This window comes from Roseburia sp. OF03-24, assembly GCF_003463035.1.
Lineage (GTDB): Bacteria > Bacillota > Clostridia > Lachnospirales > Lachnospiraceae > Roseburia > Roseburia rectibacter.
Genome location: NZ_QSCK01000019.1, coordinates 59,658 through 81,991, shown reverse-complemented (window position 1 = coordinate 81,991; position 22,334 = coordinate 59,658). Strand labels below are relative to the sequence as shown.

The window sequence follows — 22,334 nt, the reverse complement described above, 5'->3', positions numbered from 1 at the left end:
ACCACCCTACACAAGGAAACTCATGTCACCCACAAACCAGCATTTGTTGAGTAATTCATGATAAACATAGGAGAATTACATATGACAAATGAAGAAATCCGTGCATGGTTAGATGCGGAAGCAGAATCAAAATTTCAGAAGTTTACATCCGGTCTGATTCCCGGAGCAGACCGGATTTTAGGTGTGCGTATCCCAAAACTGCGAACTCTTGCGAAAAAGATTGCAAAAGAGGACTGGCGGGGATATTTAGATCATGCTGTCTGTGATACTTATGAGGAAATCATGCTGCAGGGGCTCGTGATTGGATATGCAAAGGGAGAAATCAATGAGCTTTTGGAGTATGTACGGACGTTTATCCCGAAGATACATGACTGGTCAGTCAATGACTGCTTTTGTGCTACTTTTAAAATTGCACAGAAATACCGTGAAAAAGTATGGGATTTTCTGATGCTTTATGCAAAATCTGATCATGAATTTGCGCAGCGTGTCGTTGCCGTCATGCTGATGGATCATTTCCTGACAGAGGAGTATATTGCGCGTGTGCTGTCTGTGTGGGATAGTCTTGATCATCCGGGGTATTACCGGAAAATGGGAGTCGCGTGGGGCATTGCAACTGCATATGCAAAATTTCCAAAGGAGACACATGCGTTTTTGCTTAATAATCACCTGGATGATGAGACATACAATAAGGCAATTCAGAAAATGATAGAATCTTACCGTATATCGGCTGATGACAAAGAGATTTTGCGCAGAATGAAAAGAAAATTGTAAAAGTTATAAGCGGATAGTTACTGATTATGCAGATAAAATATTTTATTAAAAATAGCATGTAGAAATTATATGCTATTTTTTTGTGCAATACTTACAAATATAATTAAAATAAGGTGTTTTTAATGACATAATATAAGCAATATGCTAAAATCCATACAAAGCATGACATTCTGAATTATCTATACAGGCATATATGCCATTCTATCCACAGATCAAAATTGTAAGAATTTTCAATGCTTTTATTATCCACACATTTAAGCAGGGAGAATTCATAAAATCCGGAGATTTCTTCCACACAAAGTATGGGAGGATTCTTTAAACCTGAGACTTCTCCCGAATAACATCAGGGAGGAGAAAAGAATGGGAACAGCGGATATAGTAACAAAAGAGTATATGAGGGAAAATACCGTATTTGCAGATGCATTTAATTATCTGATCTACAATGGAAAAAAGGTCATTGATCCTGCAAAACTGATAGAAATTGATTCAACAGAGATTGTACTGCCGTTTGGAAATGAAGAAAAAGTCGGTGAAGATAAGAAATGGGAAGTGCAGAAAACAGAATGGAGTTCTGTAAAAAATGGATCAGTAAGGAAGAAAAATGCAAGTAGAGTGGACATAAAAACAGATGCCGTGCAGAGATATCGCGATCTTTTAAAATCTGCAGTAGTAAAACAGGACGAAAAAACGTCTTACGTTCTTTTGGGCATCGAAAATCAGACAGAGGTGCATTATGCAATGCCGGTCAGAAATGCTATTTATGATGCACTGCAATACGGCAGACAGGTGGCGGATATAGCGGCAGAACACCGCAGGAACAAAAAGGATTTTTTAGGAAAAAGTAATGGCGAATATCTCTCCGGATTTTTTAAAGAAGATCATATCAGACCAATCATTACCCTTGTGATTCATTTTGGAGCGGAGGAATGGGACGGACCGTTGTCATTGCATGAAATGATGGCGACAAGGGATATGGAAATCCTGAGTTTTGTGGAAAACTATCGCATCCATCTGATCGATCCGGCAAAGCTGACAGAAGAAGAATTAGATAAGTTTTCTACAAGTTTAAAAGAAGTTATGGGATATATCAAGTATCCAAAAGATAAAGAAAAGCTGTTGGAATTTTTGCGGACAGATACCCGTAAGACTATAGAAATGAATGCAGCGAGGGTGATAAAGATGATCACAAATACACCAATTGAGGTATCGGAAGAAATGGAGGAGATAGAGATGTGTAAGGCAATTGATGATCTGATCTTAGAGAGTGAGTCTCGTGGAAGGATGGAGGGAGAGAAAAAAGGAGAGGCAAAAGGAATGATAGAGATCTGTCTTGAAATGAACTTTTCCAAAGAGGATATTTTAAGAAAGTTACAGGATAAACTTAATATCTCAATGCAGCAGGCAAGTGAATATTTTGAGATATATGGGAAGAACACAAAGTAGGGCTGGATGGTTGTGATCTGTCATCGTGAAAAATGGGAGTATGGGCATGAATATTGATACACAAAAGGTTATAGAGATCGTAAAAAAGGTAAAACCATTATTTTCAGACCGTGAGGGGTCATCAAATATCAAGGTGAAGGGTGTAGCAGATTTTGTGACACAGATTGATTTTAAAGTGCAGGAACAGGTGAAGCAGGCACTTTATGAATTGTATCCGGATATACAGTTTATGGGAGAAGAGAAGGATAACAGTGACATAGATTTTTCGGGTGACGTCTGGATCTTAGATCCGGTGGATGGGACAACAAATCTTATCCATGATTTTCGGAACAGTACACTCTCACTGGCACTTGCGAGAAATGGTATACTTACATTTGGAATCATATATCATCCGTATTCCGATGAAATCTTTGTAGCAGAACGGCAAAAAGGGGCCTGGTTAAATGGAAATCCGATATCGGTCAGCAGCAGGGGAAATTTTTCGGAGTGTCTGATTTCTATCGGAACAAGTCCGTATCATCGTGAACTTGCAAAAGAAAATTTTAAAGTTTTTGAAAAGGTATTTACAGATTGCGCAGACATCAGAAGACTTGGCTCTGCGGCATTAGAACTTGCGTACGTGGCAGCCGGAAGGATTGATGCATATTTTGAACGCAGTTTAAAACCATGGGATTATGCAGCCGGAATGCTGCTTGTGGAAGAAGCGGGTGGAAAAGTTACTGATTATAAAGGAAATCCCGTGGATATAACAGGAAATTCTGATATTGTAGCAGGCAGTCAGACGATTGGGAAAATCCTGGTACGGAAATATTTATAAATATAGCGGCAGATCATCGCAGGAACAAAAAGGATTTTTCAGGAAAGAGTAATGGCAAATATCTCTCCGGTTTTTTTTAAGAAAATCATATCAGACCAGTCATCACCTTTGTATCTGATCGATCCGGCAAAGTTGACGGAAGAAGAATTAGATAAGTTTTCTACAAGTTTAAAAGAAGTTATGGGATATATCAAGTATCCAAAAGATAAAGAAAAGCTGTTGGAATTTTTGCGGACAGATACCCGTAAGACTATAGAAATGAATGCAGCGAGGGTGATAAAGATGATCACAAATACACCAATTGAGGTATCGGAAGAAATGGAGGAGATAGAGATGTGTAAGGCGATCGAAGATGTGATCTTAGAGAGTGAGGAAAAGGGAGAGAAAAAAGGAGAGGCAAAAGGAATGATAGAGATTTGTCTTGAAATGAACTTTTCTAAAGAAGATATTTTAAGGAAGTTACAGGATAAACTTAATATCTCAATGCAGCAGGCAAGTGAATATTTTGAGATATATGGGAGAAAAACAGAGTAAGGTGTTGTGATATGGCATAATGAAAAAGGAAGTATGAGTATGAATATTGATACACAAAAGATTATAGAGATCGTAAAACCATTAAAGCTTCTGCGTGTGATGCGCAGAAGCTTTTTGTAAATCTGAAAGTTAATTTTTTCCAGAACGACGGTCAATGACGAGGACAAGATCGTAGATGATATTGCGTTGTTCCGGTGTCATCTGACGAAGTTTGTTTATCAGCATAAATTCTTTAGACGTCGGGGTATCTGGAGAAGTGTAGCCTAAAAGGCAGTCTGTGGAGACATGCAGGGCACCAGCCATAGCTTTTACAGTTTCAAAATCCGGTTCATGATTGCTTTTGATGTAGCCGTTTAATGTTGTCCTTGCAATGTTTAGCATGGAAGCAAAATCTTTTTGGGTAATGTCGCGTTCTTCGAGTAAAAATTGCAGATTTTCTCCAAATGTCATTCTTATAAATCCCCTTATTTTATGAAATGTTTAATCAATATATTATATAGACTGATGGATTTTATTCAGAAATGATATTAAAAACTAGTATAAAATGTATTTACACTACTAAAAAATAGTACTATACTGTATATAGTACAAATGTAACAAAATGAAGGAACAGAACAAGGAGGATTTGGTTATGAAACAGATTTTAAAAAGATTTGGCGCAGGAATGTTGGTAATCATACTGTTAGCTGGTGTTGTTTTCGGACCGGGAAGTTCAACGACGGTAGCAGCCGCAAAAAAGGATAAGACAAAGCCGAATGTTGTTTTGTATCTGAACAAGACAGGATATACAAGAGGAAATGTATATATTCAGGTACAGGCGAAGGATAAGTCCGGGATCAAAAGTATTTTGATCAAAAAAGGCAAAATTTCAAAAAGCAATGCGCGTTATTGGAAAAAGGCGTCGAATATAACAAAGGCGAAAAAGAAAAAGGTAACTTCAAATGCTACCTATTCTGTAAAAGTTACCGACAAAGCAGGAAATGTAACGATCAAAAGAATTACGGTAACAAATATTGATAAGAAAAAACCGACTGTAAAACTTAGCCAGTCCGTTGTGAGTGGTGGAGTACTGATTTCCGTGTCAGCATCTGATGCTAGTGGTATCAAGAGCGTAAAATGGATCAAAGGTGCGATCAGTGATGCATCCAGTGCAAAGTTCAATCAGGCATATAACATTACAAAAGTCCGCAAATTTACGGTAACACAGAATGGATATTATACGGTGCAGGCAGTAGACCGTGTGGGAAATAAATCGGTGGCACAGATTTATGTGGTGGCGAAGCAGGCGTTGTATGATTTGGAGGAGTATCATGGATATAAATTGAATCGAAGAACAACCGTAAAAGACAATTTGGGAAGAAGTTATACAAATGCTTTAGTTTTAGAAACTTCTTGGGGAGAGCATGAATCAACATATTTTCTGGATGGAAAGTATCAGTATATAGAGGGAGATATTGCCTGCTGCCATGGGTCAGATCCAACAGATGCTTTGTTGCAGATTTATGCAGATGATATATTGCTTTACACATCGGAAACAATTATAGCAACACAGGAACATAAGCACTTTAAAGTAGATATTGGAAATGCCAGATTTATTAAAATTAAAATAACGGATGCGGGTGAAGATCTTTGGGATAGCAGTGAATATATCCTCGCTAATTGTTACCTGTACAATTAAGAAAACCATTCATACATACAGTGTGAAGGGAAGCAAATATCAAAAATAAAAACAAGGGGGAAAACAGCTATGAAAAAAGCAAAACGGATCTTTACAATTTTAATGGCACTGATCGTATTCATCAGCAGTATGGCAGCTTCTGATATTACGGTCAAAGCGGCAGAAGAAACACAGGAAACGGATTATAAAAGTATTTCGGAGCCAAATTGGTATGGAGGAGCATATAGTACCAATAACCCGTTTGCGTGGAGTAATCAGTATTATGGTCAGTGTACATGGTATGCGTGGGGAAGAGCATATGAGCTGACAGGCGTGGCATTAAATGAATGTACGGGAAACGCTGCAAAATGGTATAATGCCGCAAAAAATGCAGGACGTTCCGTCGGCAGTACTCCAAAGGCAAATTCAATCGCAGTATTTGGAACAAGTGCAGGATATGGACATGTTGGATATGTGGAAGCGGTAAATGGTGATACAGTGACATTGTCAGAATCTAATAATAGTGCATATGGAAAAGTGACTACAGGTTATGTAAATTCACTTGCAGAAGGAATCACATATTATTGTGGTGCACATAATTTCTCATCGAGCAAGTTGAAGAACAGGTATAGCGGAGAATGGCTGATCGGATATATTTATCTTGTAAATGATCCTGATCCGGGCAGTCTGTCAATTTATGCTAAAACAACTTATTATACGGATGAGGATGTAACTGTTTCATGGAATACACCGGCAAACACTGCCTCGTATGGTTTTACACTGCGCTACAATCCAAAGAGCGGGGATGATCTGATTGACCACTATGTAACGGGAAACAGCTACAATATAGGAAAACTCGGTACAGGAAACTATCGTCTATGGATGAAACCGTACAGTGCCAATGGAACAGGTGGAAAGGCAGTTTATGTTGATTTTAGTGTGACGAACCGCCCTGTCACCTATGTGACGGGAATTACATTAAATCAAAGTTCACTCTCATTAAAAGTTGGTCAGACAGCGACACTCACGGCATCTGTGCAGCCGGGGAATGCCACGAATAAAAATGTGACATGGACATCTTCTAATTCGGGAGTCGTGTCAGTATCTAATGGGACGGTAAAAGCTGTTTCTGTGGGAAGTGCAACCGTAACGGCAAAAGCTGCGGATGGAAGTGGAAAGACTGCGTCCTGTAAAGTGACTGTTACAAAAACACATACACATCAGTATGCTGCAAAAGTGACGAAAGCGGCTACATGTAAAGAAGAAGGAATAAAAACCTATACCTGTTCCTGTGGAAGTATTTATACAGAAAAAATTGCCAAAACTGCACATAAGGTGGTAAAAGATGCAGCAATTGCAGCAACCTGTACAACTGCAGGCAGAACAGAGGGAAGTCATTGTTCAGTGTGTGGGACAGTAATTACTCCAACGACAGTAATACCTGCGAAAGGGCACACAATTACTCGAACGGTGACAGTCAAAGCAACAACACAGAAGGACGGAAGTATCACAAAAACCTGTGGTGTTTGTGGTGCAACGGAGAAGACTGCGATTTACCGCCCGGCACAGATCGCACTGGCAAAGAAGTCTTATACTTACAATGGACAGGAGCAGAAACCGTCTGTCGTATTGTGGGATAGTAAGGGAAATCAGATTGGAACGACAAATTATACGGTGGCTTACAGTAATAACAGAAATGTCGGAAGGGCAAAAATTACGGTTACATTGTCTGGAAATTATTTTGGTACGCTGACAAAAACATTTAATATTTGTCCTTCAAAAACAGAGATCGTAAAACTTACACGAAAATCAAAAGGATTTCAGGTAAAATGGAAAAAACAGTCCAATCAGACCAGTGGATATGAAATCCAGTATTCGGATAACAGTAAATTCTCTAAAAACAGGACAAAAAGGGTTGATATTTCCAAGAAAACTGCTGTATCAAAAGACGTGAAAAAACTGAAGGCAAAGAAGAAATATTATGTTCGTGTCCGTACGTATAAAAAAGTAAAAGTGAACGGAAAGACAACAAAGATATACTCTGGCTGGTCAAAAGTGAAAATGGTTGTGACGAAGTAACAGATATTAGGACTGAAGTTGTAAATCAGACAGTGAAAACTCCTGCGTTTGTGATGCGCAGGAGTTTTTCAGGTTATATGGAGAAATTAGATACAGATTTTTTGTACAATACTTACAAATATCATTAAAATAATGTCTTTTTAATGACATATTATAAGCAATATGCTAAAATCCATACAAAGCATGACATTCTGAATTATCTATACAGGCATATATGCCATTCTATCCACAGATCAAAATTGTAAGAATTTTCAATGCTTTTATTATCCACACATTTAAGCAGGGAGAATTCTTAGAACCTGGAGATTTCTCCCAAGCAATACAAAGAAGGAGAAATGAATGGGAACAGCGGATATAGTAACAAAAGAGTATATGAGGGAAAATACCGTATTTGCAGATGCATTTAATTATCTGATCTACAATGGGAAAAAGGTCATTGATCCTGCAAAACTGACGGAAATTGATTCAACAGAGATAGCACTGCCGTTTGGAAATGCAGAAAAAGTCAAAGCAGAGAAAAAAAGAAAAGAGCAGGAAGCAGAATGGAGCTCTGTGAAAAATGAATCGGTAAGAAAGAAAAATACCAGTAGAGTGGGTGTGAAAATGGATGCCGTACAAAAATACCGTGATGTTTTCAAATCTATGGTAATCAAACAGGATGAAAAACGTCTTACGTTCTTTTGGGCATCGAAAACCAGACGGACGTGCATTATGCAATGCCGGTCAGAAATGTTATTTATGATGCACTGCAATATGGCAGACAGGTGGCGGATATAGCGGCAGATCACCGTCGGAACAAAAAGGATTTTCCAGGAAAAAGTAATGGCGAATATCTCTCCGGATTTTTTAAAGAAGATCATATCAGACCAATCATTACCCTTGTGATTCATTTTGGAGCGGAGGAATGGGACGGACCGTTGTCATTGCATGAAATGATGGCGACAAGGGATATGGAAATCCTGAGTTTTGTGGAAAACTATCGGATCCATCTGATCGATTCGACAAAGCTGACGGAAGAAGAATTAAATAAGTTTTCTACAAGTTTAAAGGAAGTTATGGGGTATATCAAGTATTCAAAAGATAAGGAAAAATTGATGGAATTTTTGCGGAAAGATACCCATAAGACTATAGAAATGAATGCAGCAAGGGTGATAAAGACAATCACAAATACACCAATCGAGGTATCGGAAGAAATGGAGGAGATAGAGATGTGTAAGGCAATCGAAGATCTTATTTTAGAGGGAGAAGCAAAAGGAGAGGCAAAAGGACTGATAGAGATCTGTCTTGAAATGAACTTTTCCAAAGAAGATATTTTAAGGAAGTTACAGGATAAACTTAATATCTCAATGCAGCAGGCAAGTGAATATTTTGAGATATATGGGAGAAAAACAGAGTAAGGCAAAACAGCTGTAACCCCCATAAACAAAAAGGAGTTACAGCTGTTTTGATAAAATCAATAAAAGAAATGTTACATCTCAACTACGGCAACACCCCATCCGTCGAGATTGATCTTATCTCCACAGGCAATAGCCGTTTCAGAAATCAATTCCACACCGTTTTTTTCGTGATGAACCACAGAAACCGGATCTTTTGAGTAATTCAGGTAGTAGCACAATTCTTTGCCAAAATCGTTGACACCCTTCTTTACGATCAGTGGATAATGCGGTGCATCGGATGACAGATTTCCACCCGAAAAACCGGCTTTAAGCAGGAATGATAAAAGCACGGATTCTAACAGTTCATGATTATCAAACATCGTTCCAAAATAAAGTGTCGAACCATTACCATACTGATTTATTGCTGCAGCAGCATAGCGTTCGTATGCCGGATGGCTGTATTTTAATACCGGTATGGCGGTATCACAGGTGATAAGCTCCATCCATTCACTTGCAGAAGCAGAATGGTCATCGGAGATTGCAAAGTGTTCTTTGGCGATCGCAGAGATGTTATTCTGAATCGGTGCTATGTCCACATGATGCGGATGTGTAAACTGGTCATAATGAAGTCCCAGACATTTATGCAGCATATGTGGCTGCATATCCGGATAAATTTTTAAATATTCATCCGAGAAACCGCTGCGGAAGGATGTGATCAGGTGTCCGCCGCCTGCTACATAGGAATCCAGTGCAGAGAGCAGTGATTCCGGTGCGCTGTAGAGTGCCGGTACGATCAGACATTCATAACCGGAAAAATCACGTTCTTTAGATGAAATCATATCATACTCAATATTTAAGCGGTAGAGGGCATCTGCAAACCAGCGCATTACAGTGTTGTAGCCGTTTACACCTGCATTTTCCAGAGGAAACTGTGCGAATCCGGTCAGAGAAGCATTGTCAAGCATGATAGCGACCTTATTTTCTTTTTTCAGGTTCTTTAAGTGAGAACCGATCTTTTTCCATTCATTTCCGATAACAACAGCCTCGCGGTAAGTTTCATTTTCTGAAAAATCGTGGGAGAGTACGCCTTTCCAGTAGCTTTCAATTGCATTGTGAATTGAATGCCAGTGCCAGTACATTACACTGTTTGATCCATTTGCGATATGACTGTATGCCTGAAGACGGAGCTGTCCCGGATAAGGAAGCCATGGAGTCATTCCCTGGGCTTCGGTCTCTAAGATCAGATAATTATCTTTTTTCAGGCTGCGTGAGATATTTCCGCATACGGTGATCTCAGCACCGGTCAGTTCCTCGTTGGATGGATGATAAATATCGGCACCTGCAACTGTCATGCAGCGGGCGGCATCGTACTGATCCACTTCAGGCTGATAACCGATGGAATGGGTTGTCCATGCAAAATCAAAGTTCTGGGTGATAAACTGGTCATTACGTTTATATTCGCGGACAATATCAGCCTGCCAGCCCAGAAATTTTGTGACAAGCGAGCGCTGGAACTTACAAAATTCTGCGGCAAGACTCTGGTTGATCGTACCTCTGACATCCGGAAAATCTTCCCAGTCATTTACACGGTTGCTCCAGTAATCAAGTCCGAACTCATGATTAAAATCATTGATATCCGGAAACTTTTCTTTTAAATAATCTACAAACATTGCCTGAACATGGGGACCGGCAGTTCCATAACTTTTGGTTTCATTATCAAGCTGATAGCCGATCACATGTGGTACATCCTTCACGTGCTCCATCAGAACGCGGATCACGCGTTCGGCGTGGGAGAGATAATCAGGGTTTGTGATATCCATATTCTGACGGTGACCGTATCGTTCGCGGCCATTCTGTGTGATCGCAAGGATATCCGGATATTTTTTTACCAGCCATGTCGGTACGGCATAGGTCGGTGTTCCGACGATCACGGAAATATGGTGGCGTGCAGCAGCATCTAACATTTTATCAATATGTGTAAAATCATACACCCCTTCTTTTGGCTCTAAAGTGCTCCATGTCGATTCTGCGATACGGATGACATTCATCCCTGCCTTTTCCATCATTTCCATATCTTTTTCTACCCGGTCATATGGAAGATATTCGGAATAATATGCAGCTCCAAAATAAAGTTTTTCTGTTTTCATATTGCCCTTCCTTTTCATGATATCTGTAAGTGTTATACATAAAGCAACCGCTTGCGCAAATATAGTATATCATTCAGAAATTTGTGTGTAAACCATAATGCTGTAATGCAACAGATAAAAAATCGCAGATGACTGTAAATGCATGAAAAAAAGTATATAAAGCGGAAAAATAGAAAAATAAAAGCATATTTATTCAAAAAAATATAAAAAAAACTGCGCAACAATGTAGTTTGATCGCAAAAAGGAAGATGATGAAACGTGAAAAATACTAAAAATAAACGATAAAAATTAGTAAAAAATACCAAAATAAAAACAAAAAATATTGTAATAAATGAATAAAAAGGCGATAAAAATATTGTTGAAATGTGTTAATTGTAAATAAAATATGAAATATTTATAATTGAATAAGCGGTTGCGCAAACGGAAGATATTTATGAATAAATATATTTGCGTAAAAAGGAGAAGGGAGAAAGAGGATGAAACGAAGGTTTATAAGTGGACTGCTTGCCGGTATGATGGCAGTTTCACTGCTTGCCGGATTGCCGGAACCGGTGAAGGTGTCGGCAGAAACAGTTTCCGGTATGGAAAATGCAAATTTTGATTTTGAGGATGGACTGACCGGATGGGACACAACCGGAACGGTCACGGAGGAAACTTCAGGTGCACAGGGAGGAAGCAAATATGTGCATCTGGAAGACAGTAAAAGATAAGGCACCGGTCGTCGTTTCGGTTGATAAGACAGCATTAAATGCGCAGATTGCCAAAGCTGAAAAAATAAATGCATCAGACTATACAGAAGAAAGCTATAAAGTTTTTGCTGAGGCACTTGCAGCAGCAAAAGAGGTGGCAGCAAACGAAAAGGCAACGCAGGATGAGATTGATGCGGTTACAGAAAGATTAGCTGCAGCAGTCGGTAATCTGAAAGAAAAAACAGCGGATACAGAAAAACCAGCGGATACAGAAAAGCCAGGTGATACAGAAAAACCGGCAGATACAGAAAAGCCAGGTGATACAGAAAAACCGGACAATATAAAGAAACCGGCGGATACAGAGAAACCAGATAATACAAAGAAAAACGTGAAAGTACAGAAAATTACGATCACACCGGGACAGTATTCTCTGGCAGTTGGCAAAAAACTGACCCTGAAGGCAACCATTGGTCCGAAGAAAGCGACAAATAAAAAAGTTGTATGGTCATCTTCGAATACGAAATATGCGACGGTAAACAGCAAAGGTGTTGTGACAGCAAAGAAAGCCGGAGCAGGAAAAACAGTTACGATCACGGCAAAAGCAGCGGATGGAAGCGGTGTTCGTGCCAAAGCCAAGATCAGGATCATGAAACATACAGTTACAAAGATCACATTACAGGCAAAAGCTAAAACAGTGAAAGCCGGTAAGAAGATAACTGTGTATGCAAGAGTAAAAACAAATGGAAAGAAAGCCAATTCAAAGATTGAATGGACTTCTTCAAACAACAAATATGCGACAGTAAACAGCAAAGGTGTTGTGACGGCAAAGAAAGCCGGAATTGGAAAAACAGTTACGATCACGGCAAAAGCAACCGATGGAAGTGGTAAGAAAGCAACCATAAAAATCAAGATCAAAAAATAAGTCAAAGAGACTGCGGTATGAAAAATGCCGCAGTTTTTCTTTTGAAAAAATATCTATGATTTGTCGGGAAAAATACTGTAAAATATAGTGTAGACAGTTATACTCTTATTCATTAACATAAATGAATAAGCAATGTTTTTTGCAGGCTGCCAGAGAATAAAGCCTGACATTAAAACCGGTATAAGTATGGAGGATGGACATATGGAACTGAATCATAATAAAGAAAAACTTGACAATTATAGAAAACGTGCGGCAGAATTGGTCGGTAAAATGACACTGGAAGAAAAAGTGGCACAGACCCTGTATCAGGCACCGGCGGTGGAACGGTTAAATATAAAGGCATATAACTGGTGGAACGAGGCACTGCATGGTGTGGCAAGAGCCGGCACAGCAACAGTATTTCCGCAGGCGATCGGTCTGGCTGCAACTTTTGACGAAGATCTGTTAGAACAGGTCGGGGATGCGGTGTCAACGGAGGCAAGAGCCAAATTTAATATGCAGCAGGAAGGAAAAGATACAGATATTTATAAAGGTCTGACTTTCTGGGCGCCGAATGTCAATATTTTCCGCGATCCAAGATGGGGCAGGGGACATGAGACTTTCGGGGAAGATCCGTATCTGACCAGCCGTCTTGGAGTACGGTATATTGAAGGCTTGCAGGGACATGATGAAAATTATTTAAAAGCGGCTGCATGTGCGAAACATTTTGCAGTTCACAGCGGACCGGAGGTGGTGCGTCATGAATTTGATGCCAAGGTGACGGAACAGGATTTAAGGGAAACATATCTGCCGGCATTTGAAGCATGTGTAAAAGAAGGAAAAGTAGAAGCAGTAATGGGGGCGTATAACCGGACAAATGGAGTTCCATGCTGTGGAAACAAACGTCTGCTGAACGATATTCTGCGAAAAGAATGGGGATTTTTGGGACATGTGACATCTGACTGCTGGGCAATCAGGGATTTTCATGAAGGACATCATGTTACAAGCACCGCAATCGAATCGGTTGCGATGGCAATGAATAATGGCTGTGACTTAAACTGCGGTACATTGTTTGGCTTTCTGGTTCAGGCGGTAAGACAGGGACTGGTCAAAGAAGAACGTTTAGATGAGGCTGTCACAAATCTTTTTACGGCAAGAATGAAACTGGGTGTGTTCGATAAAAAAGAAGAAAACCCATATGATAAAATTCCTTATCTTGCCGCAGACAGCAAAGAAATGAGAACTTTCAATGAAGCAGTAGCAAAACGCACGATTGTCCTGTTAAAAAATAAGGAGCATATATTACCGCTTGATAAAAATAAAATAAAAACGATCGGTGTGATCGGACCGAATGCAGACAGCAGACGTGCGTTAGTTGGCAATTATGAGGGAACTGCGTCACGTTACATTACTGTGTTAGAGGGAATTGAAGATTATGTCGGCGATGATGTGAGGGTGCTCTATTCAGAGGGATGTCATCTTTATAAGGATCGTACCAGCAATCTGGCACAGGAGAATGACCGCATGTCGGAAGTGCTTGGTGTATGTAAAGAGAGTGATGTGGTTATTGCAGTACTTGGGCTCGATGCAGGTATTGAGGGAGAAGAAGGAGATGCAGGCAATGAGTATGGCAGTGGTGACAAACCGGATCTGAATCTTCCGGGACTACAGGAGGAAATTTTAGAAGCAGCAGTATCCTGTGGCAAACCTGTTGTTTTAGTCCTGTTATCAGGAAGTGCGCTTGCGGTAAGCTGGGCGGATGAACATGTGGATGCGATCATACAGGGATGGTATCCGGGCGCAAGAGGCGGAGCGGCGATTGCAGATATTTTGTTTGGAGAAGCAAATCCGGAAGGAAAACTGCCGGTCACATTTTACCGTACCACGGAAGAACTGCCGGAGTTTGAAAACTATTCCATGAAGGGAAGAACTTACCGTTATATGAAACAGGAGGCATTATATCCGTTTGGCTATGGACTTTCCTATACGGAGTATACGTATCAGAATATCAGGTTTTTAGAGCAGAGACCAAAGACCTCTGATGGGGTAACAATCGGTGTGTCCGTAAAAAATACCGGAAAAATGGATGGTATCGAGACGGTACAGGTTTACGTGAAGGCAGAACATTCTGATATGCCATATGGACAATTGAAAAAGATCGTAAAACTTCCACTTCACGCAGGAGAAGAAAAAGAAATTCACATCCGCTTAGAACCGGAGGCGTTTATGCTGTATGATGAGAAAGGAAAGAAGATCCTGCCGTCTGGAAACTTCCGGATATTTGTCGGAGGTATGCAGCCGGATATGCGCAGCGAGAGGCTTGCCGGAAAAACGGTAAAAAGTCTGATACTGGAATAAAAATAGGAAAAAAATAGGATTGATTTTTGCCCCTGGTTGTACAATAATAAACTTAGTTGCGCAACTAAGCGCAAAAAAGCGAGGGATAAGAGTTTATGGATAAGGGGTCAGAAAAAAATATTACGATTGCGGATGTGGCAGAGGCACTTGGGGTATCAAAGACAACCGTATCGCGTGCAATCTCCGGCAAAGGACGGATCGGTAAGGAAACGAGAGAACGTGTTTTAGCATATATAGAGGAGCATGACTATAAGCCAAATGTGATTGCGAAAGGGCTTGCACAGTCTAAGACTTATAATATCTGTGTTGTCATGCCGGGAGAGTATGATGTGGTGGATCTTACATTCTTTCAGGAATGTCTGTTTGGCATACAGGAGATCGCTGGAAGCATGGAATACGACATCCTGCTTTCTATCTGTATGACAAATGATATATCTTCTTTAGAGCGTATCATTGCTAACCATAAAGTGGATGGTGTGATTTTGATGCGGACTTTTGTGGAAGATGAGCAGATCGAGTTTTTACAGACAAAAAATGTACCGTTTGTCACGATCGGAAGTACCAGTACCAATTATAAAGGTGTGATCCAGGTAGACCACAATCACAAGAGCGCATGCAAAGAACTTACATCGATCATATTGATGAAACAGATGGAAAAAATTGCGCTGATCGGCGGCAATGAGGAACATGTGGTCACACAGAGCCGTCTGCGGGGATTTCGCGAAGCATATGCAAAGATGGGAAAAGAGTTAGATGAGGACCTGATGTTTTTAAGCCAGGATAATCAGGTTTTGGTGGAAAAAGCAGTCAAGGAAGCGTTGAACCGGCAGGCAGACTGTATTCTATGTATGGATGATGCTGTCTGCAGCCGTGTTTTAAAAACACTCCGCCAGCAGCATGTCAAAGTACCGGAAGATGTCCGGGTGGCATCATTTTATAACAGCATGGTACTTGAAAATAACGTACCGTCGATCACATCGCTGTCATTTGATGCGAAAGAACTTGGAATGGTAGCATGCAGAACACTGCTTGATCTGACGGAGGGACTTGAAGTAAAAGAACGCACATTACTTCCATATGAAGTGGTACTCAAAGAATCGACAAAGTAAATACAGACAGGAAAATCTATGGATAGATTGAAGTTATGAATTTGAAATGGGCGAAGCACAGGAAAATGAATGTGTTTCGCTTTTTTTTTACAGAAAACTGTTTTGCTGGGCAGATATACCCAGTTTATATCTTTTGAAAACGTTACCAAATCTGCCCCCAAAATCACTGGTTCAAAAATTGCAAAAAAAGAGCTAAAACATCCATAAAAAGCATGTTACATAATTGAAAATGCACGAAAAATCGATGGTTAACGGTTGCGCAAAAGTCGAATATGAAAAAAATAAAAGAAAGAGAAGAAAATAATATTGTGCAAAATTGCTAAAAAATGGTCGGATTTATTATAAATAGTGGACATTGACACAAGTATGTAACAGAGATATACTCTAACCATAGAACAACCGATTGCGCATAGCGCAACACGAAAAAGCGTTCTAAAAGAACATTTTTTTCTATCAAGGAAAAGGGAGGATTTTCAAATGAAGAAAAAAGTCATCAGCACAGTATTATGTGCAGCAATGGTAGCTTCCATGTTCGCAGGATGTGGAAACAAAGCCGCAAACAACAGCACAGCTGACAACAGCGCAGCAGAGAGCAGTGATGCAGCTGCAACAACAGAAGCAGGCGATGCAGCTGCAGAGACAGAGGCAGCATCAGCTTCCGATGATGCAATCGCAAATCTGATCGCATCTACAGATGGAACCGTAGATATCCAGTTATGGTGCTCAGAACTTGAAGCTTATCAGAACGTTATGAAAGAGCTGACAGACAAATTTAAAGAGCAGTACTCAGATGTAGATTTCAACATCACAATCGGTGCTGTATCTGAGGCAGATGCCAAAGATAAGATTCTTGAGGATATTGATGCGGCAGCAGATGTATTTGTATTTGCAGATGATCAGGTAAATGATCTTGTAAATGCAGGTGCGCTTCAGGAAGTGGCAGCTACATATACATATGATCCGAAAGAAACAAACTCAGAGGCAACTGTAGCAGCAGCTACCAAAGACGGAAAACTTTACGCTTATCCGTTAACAGCATCAAACGGTTATTTCTTATACTATGATTCAAACATCTTCTCTGAAGAGGATGTGGCTTCCTGGGAAAATCTTACAGCAAAAGCGGAAGAAGCAGGAACAAAAGTTGGCATGAATGTAGCAGATGGATGGTATCTGTATGGATTCTTCTCTGGTGCAGGCTGTGAACTTTCCATGAATGAAGATAACTCAAATAATTGTGACTGGAACTCTGAGACAGGTCTTGCAGTAGCACAGAGCATTGAAAATATCACTTCTTCTCCGGCGTTTGTAAGCGTACAAGATCAGGATGCAATTACCATGTTAAATGACGGTACACTTGGCGCATATGTTTCCGGTACATGGAACACCGGATCTTTTGAAGCGAAATACGGTGATGGATATGCAGCATGTAAATTACCTACTTTCGATGTAAATGGAACAGCTACACAGATGGGATCTTATGCAGGATACAAATTTGTAGGTGTGAACTCCCATGCTAAAAATGTTGGCTGGTCAATGCTCCTTGCTGAGTATCTTACAAATGAGGAGAGTCAGTTAGCAATTGGTAACGCTACATCAGAGGGACCGGCTAACACAGTAGCAGCAGCTCAGATTGATTCCCCGGCACTTGCAGCACTTGCAGCGCAGTCAGAGTTTGCAGATCAGCAGGTTGTAGGCAATAATTACTGGGATCCGGCAAAGGCACTTGGACAGAATCTGGTTGACGGTGCAACAGATCTTCAGGCTGTACTTGATGATGCAGTAGCTGGTATTACACAGCCGGTAGCTGAATAATCAAAATATCTGTAAAACTCATATTTCCACATGACCTGACAGACAGGTCATGTGGGGATTTTTAAAAAGAGAAAAGTTTTTGTTACCGAAACAAAAATTCTCATTCACGCGCATAGGGAGTGAATCTATGAAAACATTTTTAAACGCAATCAAAAAATACTTTGTCGATTTCGGAACAGCAGTGGCAAAGGGAGATATCTGGTGCAAGCTTTCACTGCTTGTTATGGGTGCCGGATACTGGGGACGGAAACAGATCGTCAAAGGTGTCTTAATAACAGCCCTTGAAGTGGTAGTGATCCTGTTTACAGGAATGTTCTCTATCAATTATATTAAGGATTTAAATACACTTGGTACCGTTCAGTATGAGTCCGTATTTGATCCGCTGACCTTGAAAAATACTGTTAATGATTACGATAACTCATTGCTGATCCTGCTATATGGTATTATTGGTGTTCTCGTAATCGTAGCATTCATATTTTTATATATAAGCAATATGAAAGCTGTTTACCGGCTTCAGCTTATGAAAGAAGAGGGAGAACATGTCAATACATTTGCAGAAGATATAAAATCTCTTTTCAATGGTAAGTTTTATATCACATTACTTACCCTGCCGAGTATCGGTGTTATTATGATGAACATTATACCGATCATTTTTATGTCCTGTGTGGCATTTACCAATTATGATATGGATCATATGCCGCCAAACTACCTGTTTACATGGGTTGGACTTAGAAACTTTAAGAATATGTTTACAGGCGGCACCACGATCACATTCTCCTATGCATTCGTAAGAATTCTTGCATGGACAATGATCTGGGCAGTATCGGCAACATTTACAACTTTCATCGGTGGTATTCTTTTGGCAAAGTTGATCAACCATGAAGATACACATTTTAAAAAAATGTGGAGATCACTTTTTGTTGTGACAATTGCGATTCCACAGTTCGTAACATTGCTTCTTGTAAGCAAAATGTTCAGCGACCACGGTATTGTAAATACATTATGTTCCAACATCGGTCTGACAGGCTGGTTACAAAGCATCGGACTTGTTTCAGGAAACTATATTCCATTTCTCTCTAAACCGGGCTGGTCTCATGCAATGATCATTCTTATTAATATCTGGGTCGGTGTTCCATATCAGATGCTTTCCGCTACCGGTATTCTGATGAATATTCCGACAGATCAGTTGGAGAGCGCACGTATCGATGGTGCAAATAAATGGCAGATCTTCTGGAAGATCACAATGCCGTATGTATTATTTATCTGTGGACCATCCCTGATTCAGAGCATCATTGCAAACATCAATAACTTTAACGTTATTTATCTGCTGACAAGTTCCAATGCAACAGCAAACATGGCATTTGCAAACTCTAATGCAAAAGAGACAGACCTTCTCATTACATGGCTGTTTACATTGACCAACGATAACTCAAACTATAAGATGGCATCGGTAATTGGTATTATTTCATTTGCTATCTGTGCGCTTCTTACATTGCTTAGCTATACAAGAATGATCAGTGGCGATAAAGAGGAGGTGTACCAATAATGAAAAAGAAAACATGGAAAATCATTGTAAGACATTTAGTACTTGCTCTTTTGGCAATCATCTGGCTGATTCCGATTGTATGGCTGGTTGTAACATCCCTTTCCACTACAAAGGGTGTAAGTTATCAGCACTTTTTCCCGGAACACTGGACACTGGCAAACTATCATCAACTGTTCTTCAAGACAGATACAGCAGCAAACTTCCCTGCATGGTTTAAAAATACTTTTATCGTAGCATTTTTTACCTGTATCGTTTCATCCGCTTTTGTACTGATGGTCTCTTATGCATTCAGTTGTATGAGATTCAAGGCGAGAAAATCTCTGATGAGTTTTTCTATCATTCTTGGAATGTTCCCAGGTGTACTTTCCATGATCGCTGTTTATTTTGTTTTAAAAATGATCGGACTTACCGATTCACTTGCAGGTCTGGTTATCGTATATTCTGCAGGTTCGGGACTTGGGTTTTTAGTATTGAAAGGTTTCTTTGATACCATCCCGGTTTCACTGAGAGAGGCTGCCCGCTTAGAGGGTGCTTCCGAGGCAACAATTTTTGGAAAAATCATTATTCCGCTGTCAAAACCGATGATAGTATATACGATTATCAACTCTTTCCTGAATCCATGGATGGATTTTGTTCTGGCACGGATCATGATCAAGTCGAAAGATTCGGCAGACTGGACAGTTGCGATCGGTCTTTATAACCTGTTACAGAAGACTCTGATCGGAGATTACTTCGCAATCTTCTGTGCCGGCGGTGTAATGATCGCAATCCCGATTTCAATTCTCTTCGTAGTAATGCAGAAATTCTATGTTGAGGGTGTTACCGGCGGAGCTGTTAAAGGCTAAATTGCGGGAAGTAACACTAAGTAGACATTGCAGCAGAGGCTGCAATGCCTAAGTGTTACTAACCCGCGTTGGAAGAACGCAGGAGCAGCGTTCTTCTGAGAAAGTGTAGTTTTGAGAAGAGTATTAACTCTTTTAGATAAAATTTTAGAGGAGAAAGAAAAAAATGGATAAATTTGTACTGAATCTTATTCATCGTCCGGAGCTGGTTCCAGAGTATTCTGCGACAGTGACAGGACAGGGAAAAGAAGAGGATATCGGAGATAAAGCACTTTTAACAGAGTCTTTGGATATCTTTAAGACACAGCAGAGATTAGCTCACGAGAATGGATTAAAAGTAACCATTCAGATGACATATGCTTCACTCTTCAATGATGAAGCAGTAGAGATCGCAAAACATGACCATGAAGTATATGGTGATGAGATCGCATTATCTTTATTAGGACTTCCTTGTGAGGAGTTCCGCGAAAAATATAAGACAAAAGACTTCTGTATCTGGATGTTCTCCATGGAAGATAAGAAAGCCATCGTAAATGATGTATTCGAGAAATTCCATGACAGATTCGGTTTTTATCCGGAGTCAACAGGATCTTATTATATGGATGCTGATCTGACAAACTATATCAAAGCAACTTATCCGACTGTAAAATGTGCAGTTGCTACCTGCTGGGAGGAAGGCCCGAAGGCATATCACACCTGCAACAACTCCTGGTATACATTATTTGATGGCGGCCCATGGGCACCATGGATTCCATCGAAACAGAACACACATGCACCGGCTGCAAATAAAGAGGAAGACAGTGGTATCGTAGCAATCCCTCATCTTTCCCGTGACCTGATCGCATGTTACGATGGAAATGGTTCGAACTTCGGAACACATCCGCAGAATGTACTCCGTGGTATGATTTATGATACAAAGACATGGGAATATCCATATCTTTATAACTTAATCGACCAGTACCGTTCCTTAGAGAAATATAACAACGGATATGCATACAACATGATGTTCGTTGGACCGGGCTGGATGAACAAGATGGGACGCTGGGAGCAGCCATATGAACTTCTTTACAAATCCTACAGTGATGGATGTGCTTACTATGGAAAGCTGAAAAAAGAAGGTCAGTTAATTGACATGACTATGTCAGAGTTTGCTGATTATTATCGTGAGAAAAAAGGTGTCAACCAGAACAATTACAATGAACCGGAATGTGCTCTCTGGAGAGATATCTTATATGGTTCAGACAAACAGTTATTCTGGTATTGCGATCCGTACATGAGAGCATGTGTTAATATGGATCAGGGAGGTGCGATCGTTGATCTTCGTCCTTATGCAGCAAAATTAGAGTGGCCGGTCGGCATTGGAACAAAACATGTTCAGGATGCATCCTACCCATTCTTAATCCAGGAGAAATACCGTGCAGGTTACTTTACACATTACGCAGGAGAGGGAACTGTAAGAAGTGCAAAACTTTCTTACAAAGGAGAGGAAGTTGATCTCTGCCTCTGCCCGACACATGCACACTTCTCCCAGGAAGGCAAGACAAGAATCCTTACATTAGACCCTGTTACGATCGAGTTTAAGGATCTGACTGTAAAACTTCAGACAAAAGAATACTTTGAGGAAGGATCTTCCAACATCAGGATCGAGCGTCACATCTTAGAGATGAGTGATCCGACTGCAGAAGTAACATTAAATGAATACATGGTTGCATGCTATGGTACAACTGAATATTCCGAAGATATGAGTCATATCACATTAAAGATCGACGGACCGGAAGAGAAGACGATCAACTATGAATACAAATGCCGTGAAGAGGGCGTCGTAGGAGCTACAGAGGTTTCTGCAGTCGTTCCTGAAATCGAGACAAGAGTATCCATGACAGCATCCGATGCAAAGGCAGAAGGATATGTAAAAGAAGGATATGCATTCTCACCAATGTTCACATTGGGATATAGAAAAACAATCTCAGATAAGGAGGTATTTGCAACATGGCTCAACTTGGCAAAGGCAAATTAAATTATAGATGCCCATCCTGTTTTTTAAGAGATCTTGACATCGATATGTTCTACAATAAAGAAACTGGTATTTATAGCTGTATCCGCTGTCAGTACCGTGGAACGGAAGAGGATGTATTAGAGAAAAACGAAATGATCCGTTTCCGTTATAAAGCAATGCATGATAGAATTACAAAATTTGATTTTGATTAAATTCTGATATCAGAAACAAAATGGCTGCCGTACTGAAATAATGTA

At 40.2% G+C, this 22,334-nt stretch carries 17 protein-coding genes and 1 pseudogene; 16 read left to right on the top strand and 2 right to left on the bottom strand.

Going from position 1 to position 22,334, the window contains the following annotated elements; translation table 11 throughout:
• Positions 1-81: 81 nt before the first annotated feature.
• From DXA60_RS11205 to DXA60_RS11190, 4 genes are all read left to right on the top strand, one after another.
• Complete coding sequence (locus DXA60_RS11205) at positions 82-771, top strand: DNA alkylation repair protein (protein ID WP_117921276.1); 690 nt, start codon at positions 82-84, stop codon at positions 769-771.
• Positions 772-1,131: 360 nt separating this feature from the next.
• Positions 1,132-2,214: an Rpn family recombination-promoting nuclease/putative transposase gene (locus DXA60_RS11200; RefSeq protein ID WP_117921275.1), complete on the top strand. Its 1,083-nt coding sequence runs from the start codon at positions 1,132-1,134 to the stop codon at positions 2,212-2,214.
• Between the two features lie 46 nt (positions 2,215-2,260).
• Entirely contained in the window at positions 2,261-3,031 is a 771-nt protein-coding gene (locus DXA60_RS11195) for an inositol monophosphatase family protein (protein ID WP_117921274.1), read from the top strand.
• Between the two features lie 51 nt (positions 3,032-3,082).
• On the top strand, positions 3,083-3,565 hold the full coding sequence (locus DXA60_RS11190; RefSeq protein ID WP_243006859.1) for a hypothetical protein: 483 nt from the start codon (positions 3,083-3,085) through the stop codon (positions 3,563-3,565).
• Between the two features lie 129 nt (positions 3,566-3,694).
• On the opposite strand, the gene DXA60_RS11185 is transcribed toward DXA60_RS11190, so the two are convergent.
• Positions 3,695-4,015 (bottom strand): helix-turn-helix domain-containing protein, encoded by a 321-nt coding sequence (locus DXA60_RS11185; RefSeq protein ID WP_117921273.1) that lies wholly within the window; start codon positions 4,013-4,015, stop codon positions 3,695-3,697.
• A gap of 181 nt (positions 4,016-4,196) precedes the next feature.
• On the opposite strand from DXA60_RS11185, the gene DXA60_RS11180 reads away from it, so the two are divergent.
• The 3 genes and pseudogenes from DXA60_RS11180 (at position 4,197) to DXA60_RS19790 (ending at position 8,698) form a co-directional block, all read left to right on the top strand.
• Positions 4,197-5,243, top strand: coding sequence for an NPCBM/NEW2 domain-containing protein (locus DXA60_RS11180; RefSeq protein WP_158570874.1), 1,047 nt, complete (start codon positions 4,197-4,199; stop codon positions 5,241-5,243).
• A gap of 69 nt (positions 5,244-5,312) precedes the next feature.
• Entirely contained in the window at positions 5,313-7,301 is a 1,989-nt protein-coding gene (locus DXA60_RS11175) for a CHAP domain-containing protein (RefSeq protein ID WP_117921271.1), read from the top strand.
• A gap of 339 nt (positions 7,302-7,640) precedes the next feature.
• A pseudogene (locus tag DXA60_RS19790) lies at positions 7,641-8,698 on the top strand (Rpn family recombination-promoting nuclease/putative transposase).
• 71 nt (positions 8,699-8,769) lie between these two features.
• Here the strand turns inward: DXA60_RS19790 and DXA60_RS11165 are convergent.
• A complete protein-coding gene (locus DXA60_RS11165) occupies positions 8,770-10,824 on the bottom strand; it encodes a beta-galactosidase (RefSeq protein ID WP_117921270.1) in 2,055 nt (684 codons plus the stop codon).
• A gap of 476 nt (positions 10,825-11,300) precedes the next feature.
• Between DXA60_RS11165 and DXA60_RS11155 the strand changes: the two genes are divergently transcribed.
• From DXA60_RS11155 to DXA60_RS11115, 9 genes are all read left to right on the top strand, one after another.
• A complete protein-coding gene (locus tag DXA60_RS11155) occupies positions 11,301-11,534 on the top strand; it encodes a hypothetical protein (RefSeq protein WP_117921269.1) in 234 nt (77 codons plus the stop codon).
• Positions 11,506-12,435, top strand: a complete 930-nt coding sequence (locus DXA60_RS11150; RefSeq protein WP_117921268.1) for an Ig-like domain-containing protein — start codon at positions 11,506-11,508, stop codon at positions 12,433-12,435. Before DXA60_RS11155 ends, DXA60_RS11150 begins: the two co-directional genes overlap by 29 nt.
• Before the next feature lie 201 nt (positions 12,436-12,636).
• Positions 12,637-14,772, top strand: a complete 2,136-nt coding sequence (locus tag DXA60_RS11145) for a glycoside hydrolase family 3 C-terminal domain-containing protein (protein WP_117921267.1) — start codon at positions 12,637-12,639, stop codon at positions 14,770-14,772.
• A 95-nt stretch (positions 14,773-14,867) separates the two neighbouring features.
• Entirely contained in the window at positions 14,868-15,881 is a 1,014-nt protein-coding gene (locus DXA60_RS11140) for a LacI family DNA-binding transcriptional regulator (RefSeq protein WP_117921266.1), read from the top strand.
• A gap of 477 nt (positions 15,882-16,358) precedes the next feature.
• The gene (locus DXA60_RS11135) at positions 16,359-17,693 is read left to right on the top strand and encodes an extracellular solute-binding protein (RefSeq protein WP_117921265.1); all 1,335 of its coding nucleotides are present in this window, start codon (positions 16,359-16,361) and stop codon (positions 17,691-17,693) included.
• A gap of 127 nt (positions 17,694-17,820) precedes the next feature.
• Positions 17,821-19,239: a carbohydrate ABC transporter permease gene (locus DXA60_RS11130; protein WP_117921264.1), complete on the top strand. Its 1,419-nt coding sequence runs from the start codon at positions 17,821-17,823 to the stop codon at positions 19,237-19,239.
• Positions 19,239-20,084, top strand: coding sequence for a sugar ABC transporter permease (locus tag DXA60_RS11125; protein ID WP_117921263.1), 846 nt, complete (start codon positions 19,239-19,241; stop codon positions 20,082-20,084). Before DXA60_RS11130 ends, DXA60_RS11125 begins: the two co-directional genes overlap by 1 nt.
• A gap of 163 nt (positions 20,085-20,247) precedes the next feature.
• Positions 20,248-22,098, top strand: a complete 1,851-nt coding sequence (locus DXA60_RS11120; protein ID WP_117921262.1) for a hypothetical protein — start codon at positions 20,248-20,250, stop codon at positions 22,096-22,098.
• The gene (locus DXA60_RS11115) at positions 22,071-22,289 is read left to right on the top strand and encodes a hypothetical protein (RefSeq protein ID WP_006858267.1); all 219 of its coding nucleotides are present in this window, start codon (positions 22,071-22,073) and stop codon (positions 22,287-22,289) included. Before DXA60_RS11120 ends, DXA60_RS11115 begins: the two co-directional genes overlap by 28 nt.
• Positions 22,290-22,334 lie beyond the last annotated feature (45 nt).

What these genes read in the sequence shown, in the direction of transcription:
- DXA60_RS11205 (WP_117921276.1), top strand. Translation starts at nt 82, where the DNA reads ATGACAAATGAAGAAATCCGTGCATGGTTAGATGCGGAAGCAGAATCA.
- DXA60_RS11200 (WP_117921275.1), top strand. Translation starts at nt 1,132, where the DNA reads ATGGGAACAGCGGATATAGTAACAAAAGAGTATATGAGGGAAAATACC.
- DXA60_RS11195 (WP_117921274.1), top strand. Translation starts at nt 2,261, where the DNA reads ATGAATATTGATACACAAAAGGTTATAGAGATCGTAAAAAAGGTAAAA.
- DXA60_RS11190 (WP_243006859.1), top strand. Translation starts at nt 3,083, where the DNA reads ATGGCAAATATCTCTCCGGTTTTTTTTAAGAAAATCATATCAGACCAG.
- DXA60_RS11185 (WP_117921273.1), bottom strand. Translation starts at nt 4,015, where the DNA reads ATGACATTTGGAGAAAATCTGCAATTTTTACTCGAAGAACGCGACATT.
- DXA60_RS11180 (WP_158570874.1), top strand. Translation starts at nt 4,197, where the DNA reads ATGAAACAGATTTTAAAAAGATTTGGCGCAGGAATGTTGGTAATCATA.
- DXA60_RS11175 (WP_117921271.1), top strand. Translation starts at nt 5,313, where the DNA reads ATGAAAAAAGCAAAACGGATCTTTACAATTTTAATGGCACTGATCGTA.
- DXA60_RS11165 (WP_117921270.1), bottom strand. Translation starts at nt 10,824, where the DNA reads ATGAAAACAGAAAAACTTTATTTTGGAGCTGCATATTATTCCGAATAT.
- DXA60_RS11155 (WP_117921269.1), top strand. Translation starts at nt 11,301, where the DNA reads ATGAAACGAAGGTTTATAAGTGGACTGCTTGCCGGTATGATGGCAGTT.
- DXA60_RS11150 (WP_117921268.1), top strand. Translation starts at nt 11,506, where the DNA reads ATGTGCATCTGGAAGACAGTAAAAGATAAGGCACCGGTCGTCGTTTCG.
- DXA60_RS11145 (WP_117921267.1), top strand. Translation starts at nt 12,637, where the DNA reads ATGGAACTGAATCATAATAAAGAAAAACTTGACAATTATAGAAAACGT.
- DXA60_RS11140 (WP_117921266.1), top strand. Translation starts at nt 14,868, where the DNA reads ATGGATAAGGGGTCAGAAAAAAATATTACGATTGCGGATGTGGCAGAG.
- DXA60_RS11135 (WP_117921265.1), top strand. Translation starts at nt 16,359, where the DNA reads ATGAAGAAAAAAGTCATCAGCACAGTATTATGTGCAGCAATGGTAGCT.
- DXA60_RS11130 (WP_117921264.1), top strand. Translation starts at nt 17,821, where the DNA reads ATGAAAACATTTTTAAACGCAATCAAAAAATACTTTGTCGATTTCGGA.
- DXA60_RS11125 (WP_117921263.1), top strand. Translation starts at nt 19,239, where the DNA reads ATGAAAAAGAAAACATGGAAAATCATTGTAAGACATTTAGTACTTGCT.
- DXA60_RS11120 (WP_117921262.1), top strand. Translation starts at nt 20,248, where the DNA reads ATGGATAAATTTGTACTGAATCTTATTCATCGTCCGGAGCTGGTTCCA.
- DXA60_RS11115 (WP_006858267.1), top strand. Translation starts at nt 22,071, where the DNA reads ATGGCTCAACTTGGCAAAGGCAAATTAAATTATAGATGCCCATCCTGT.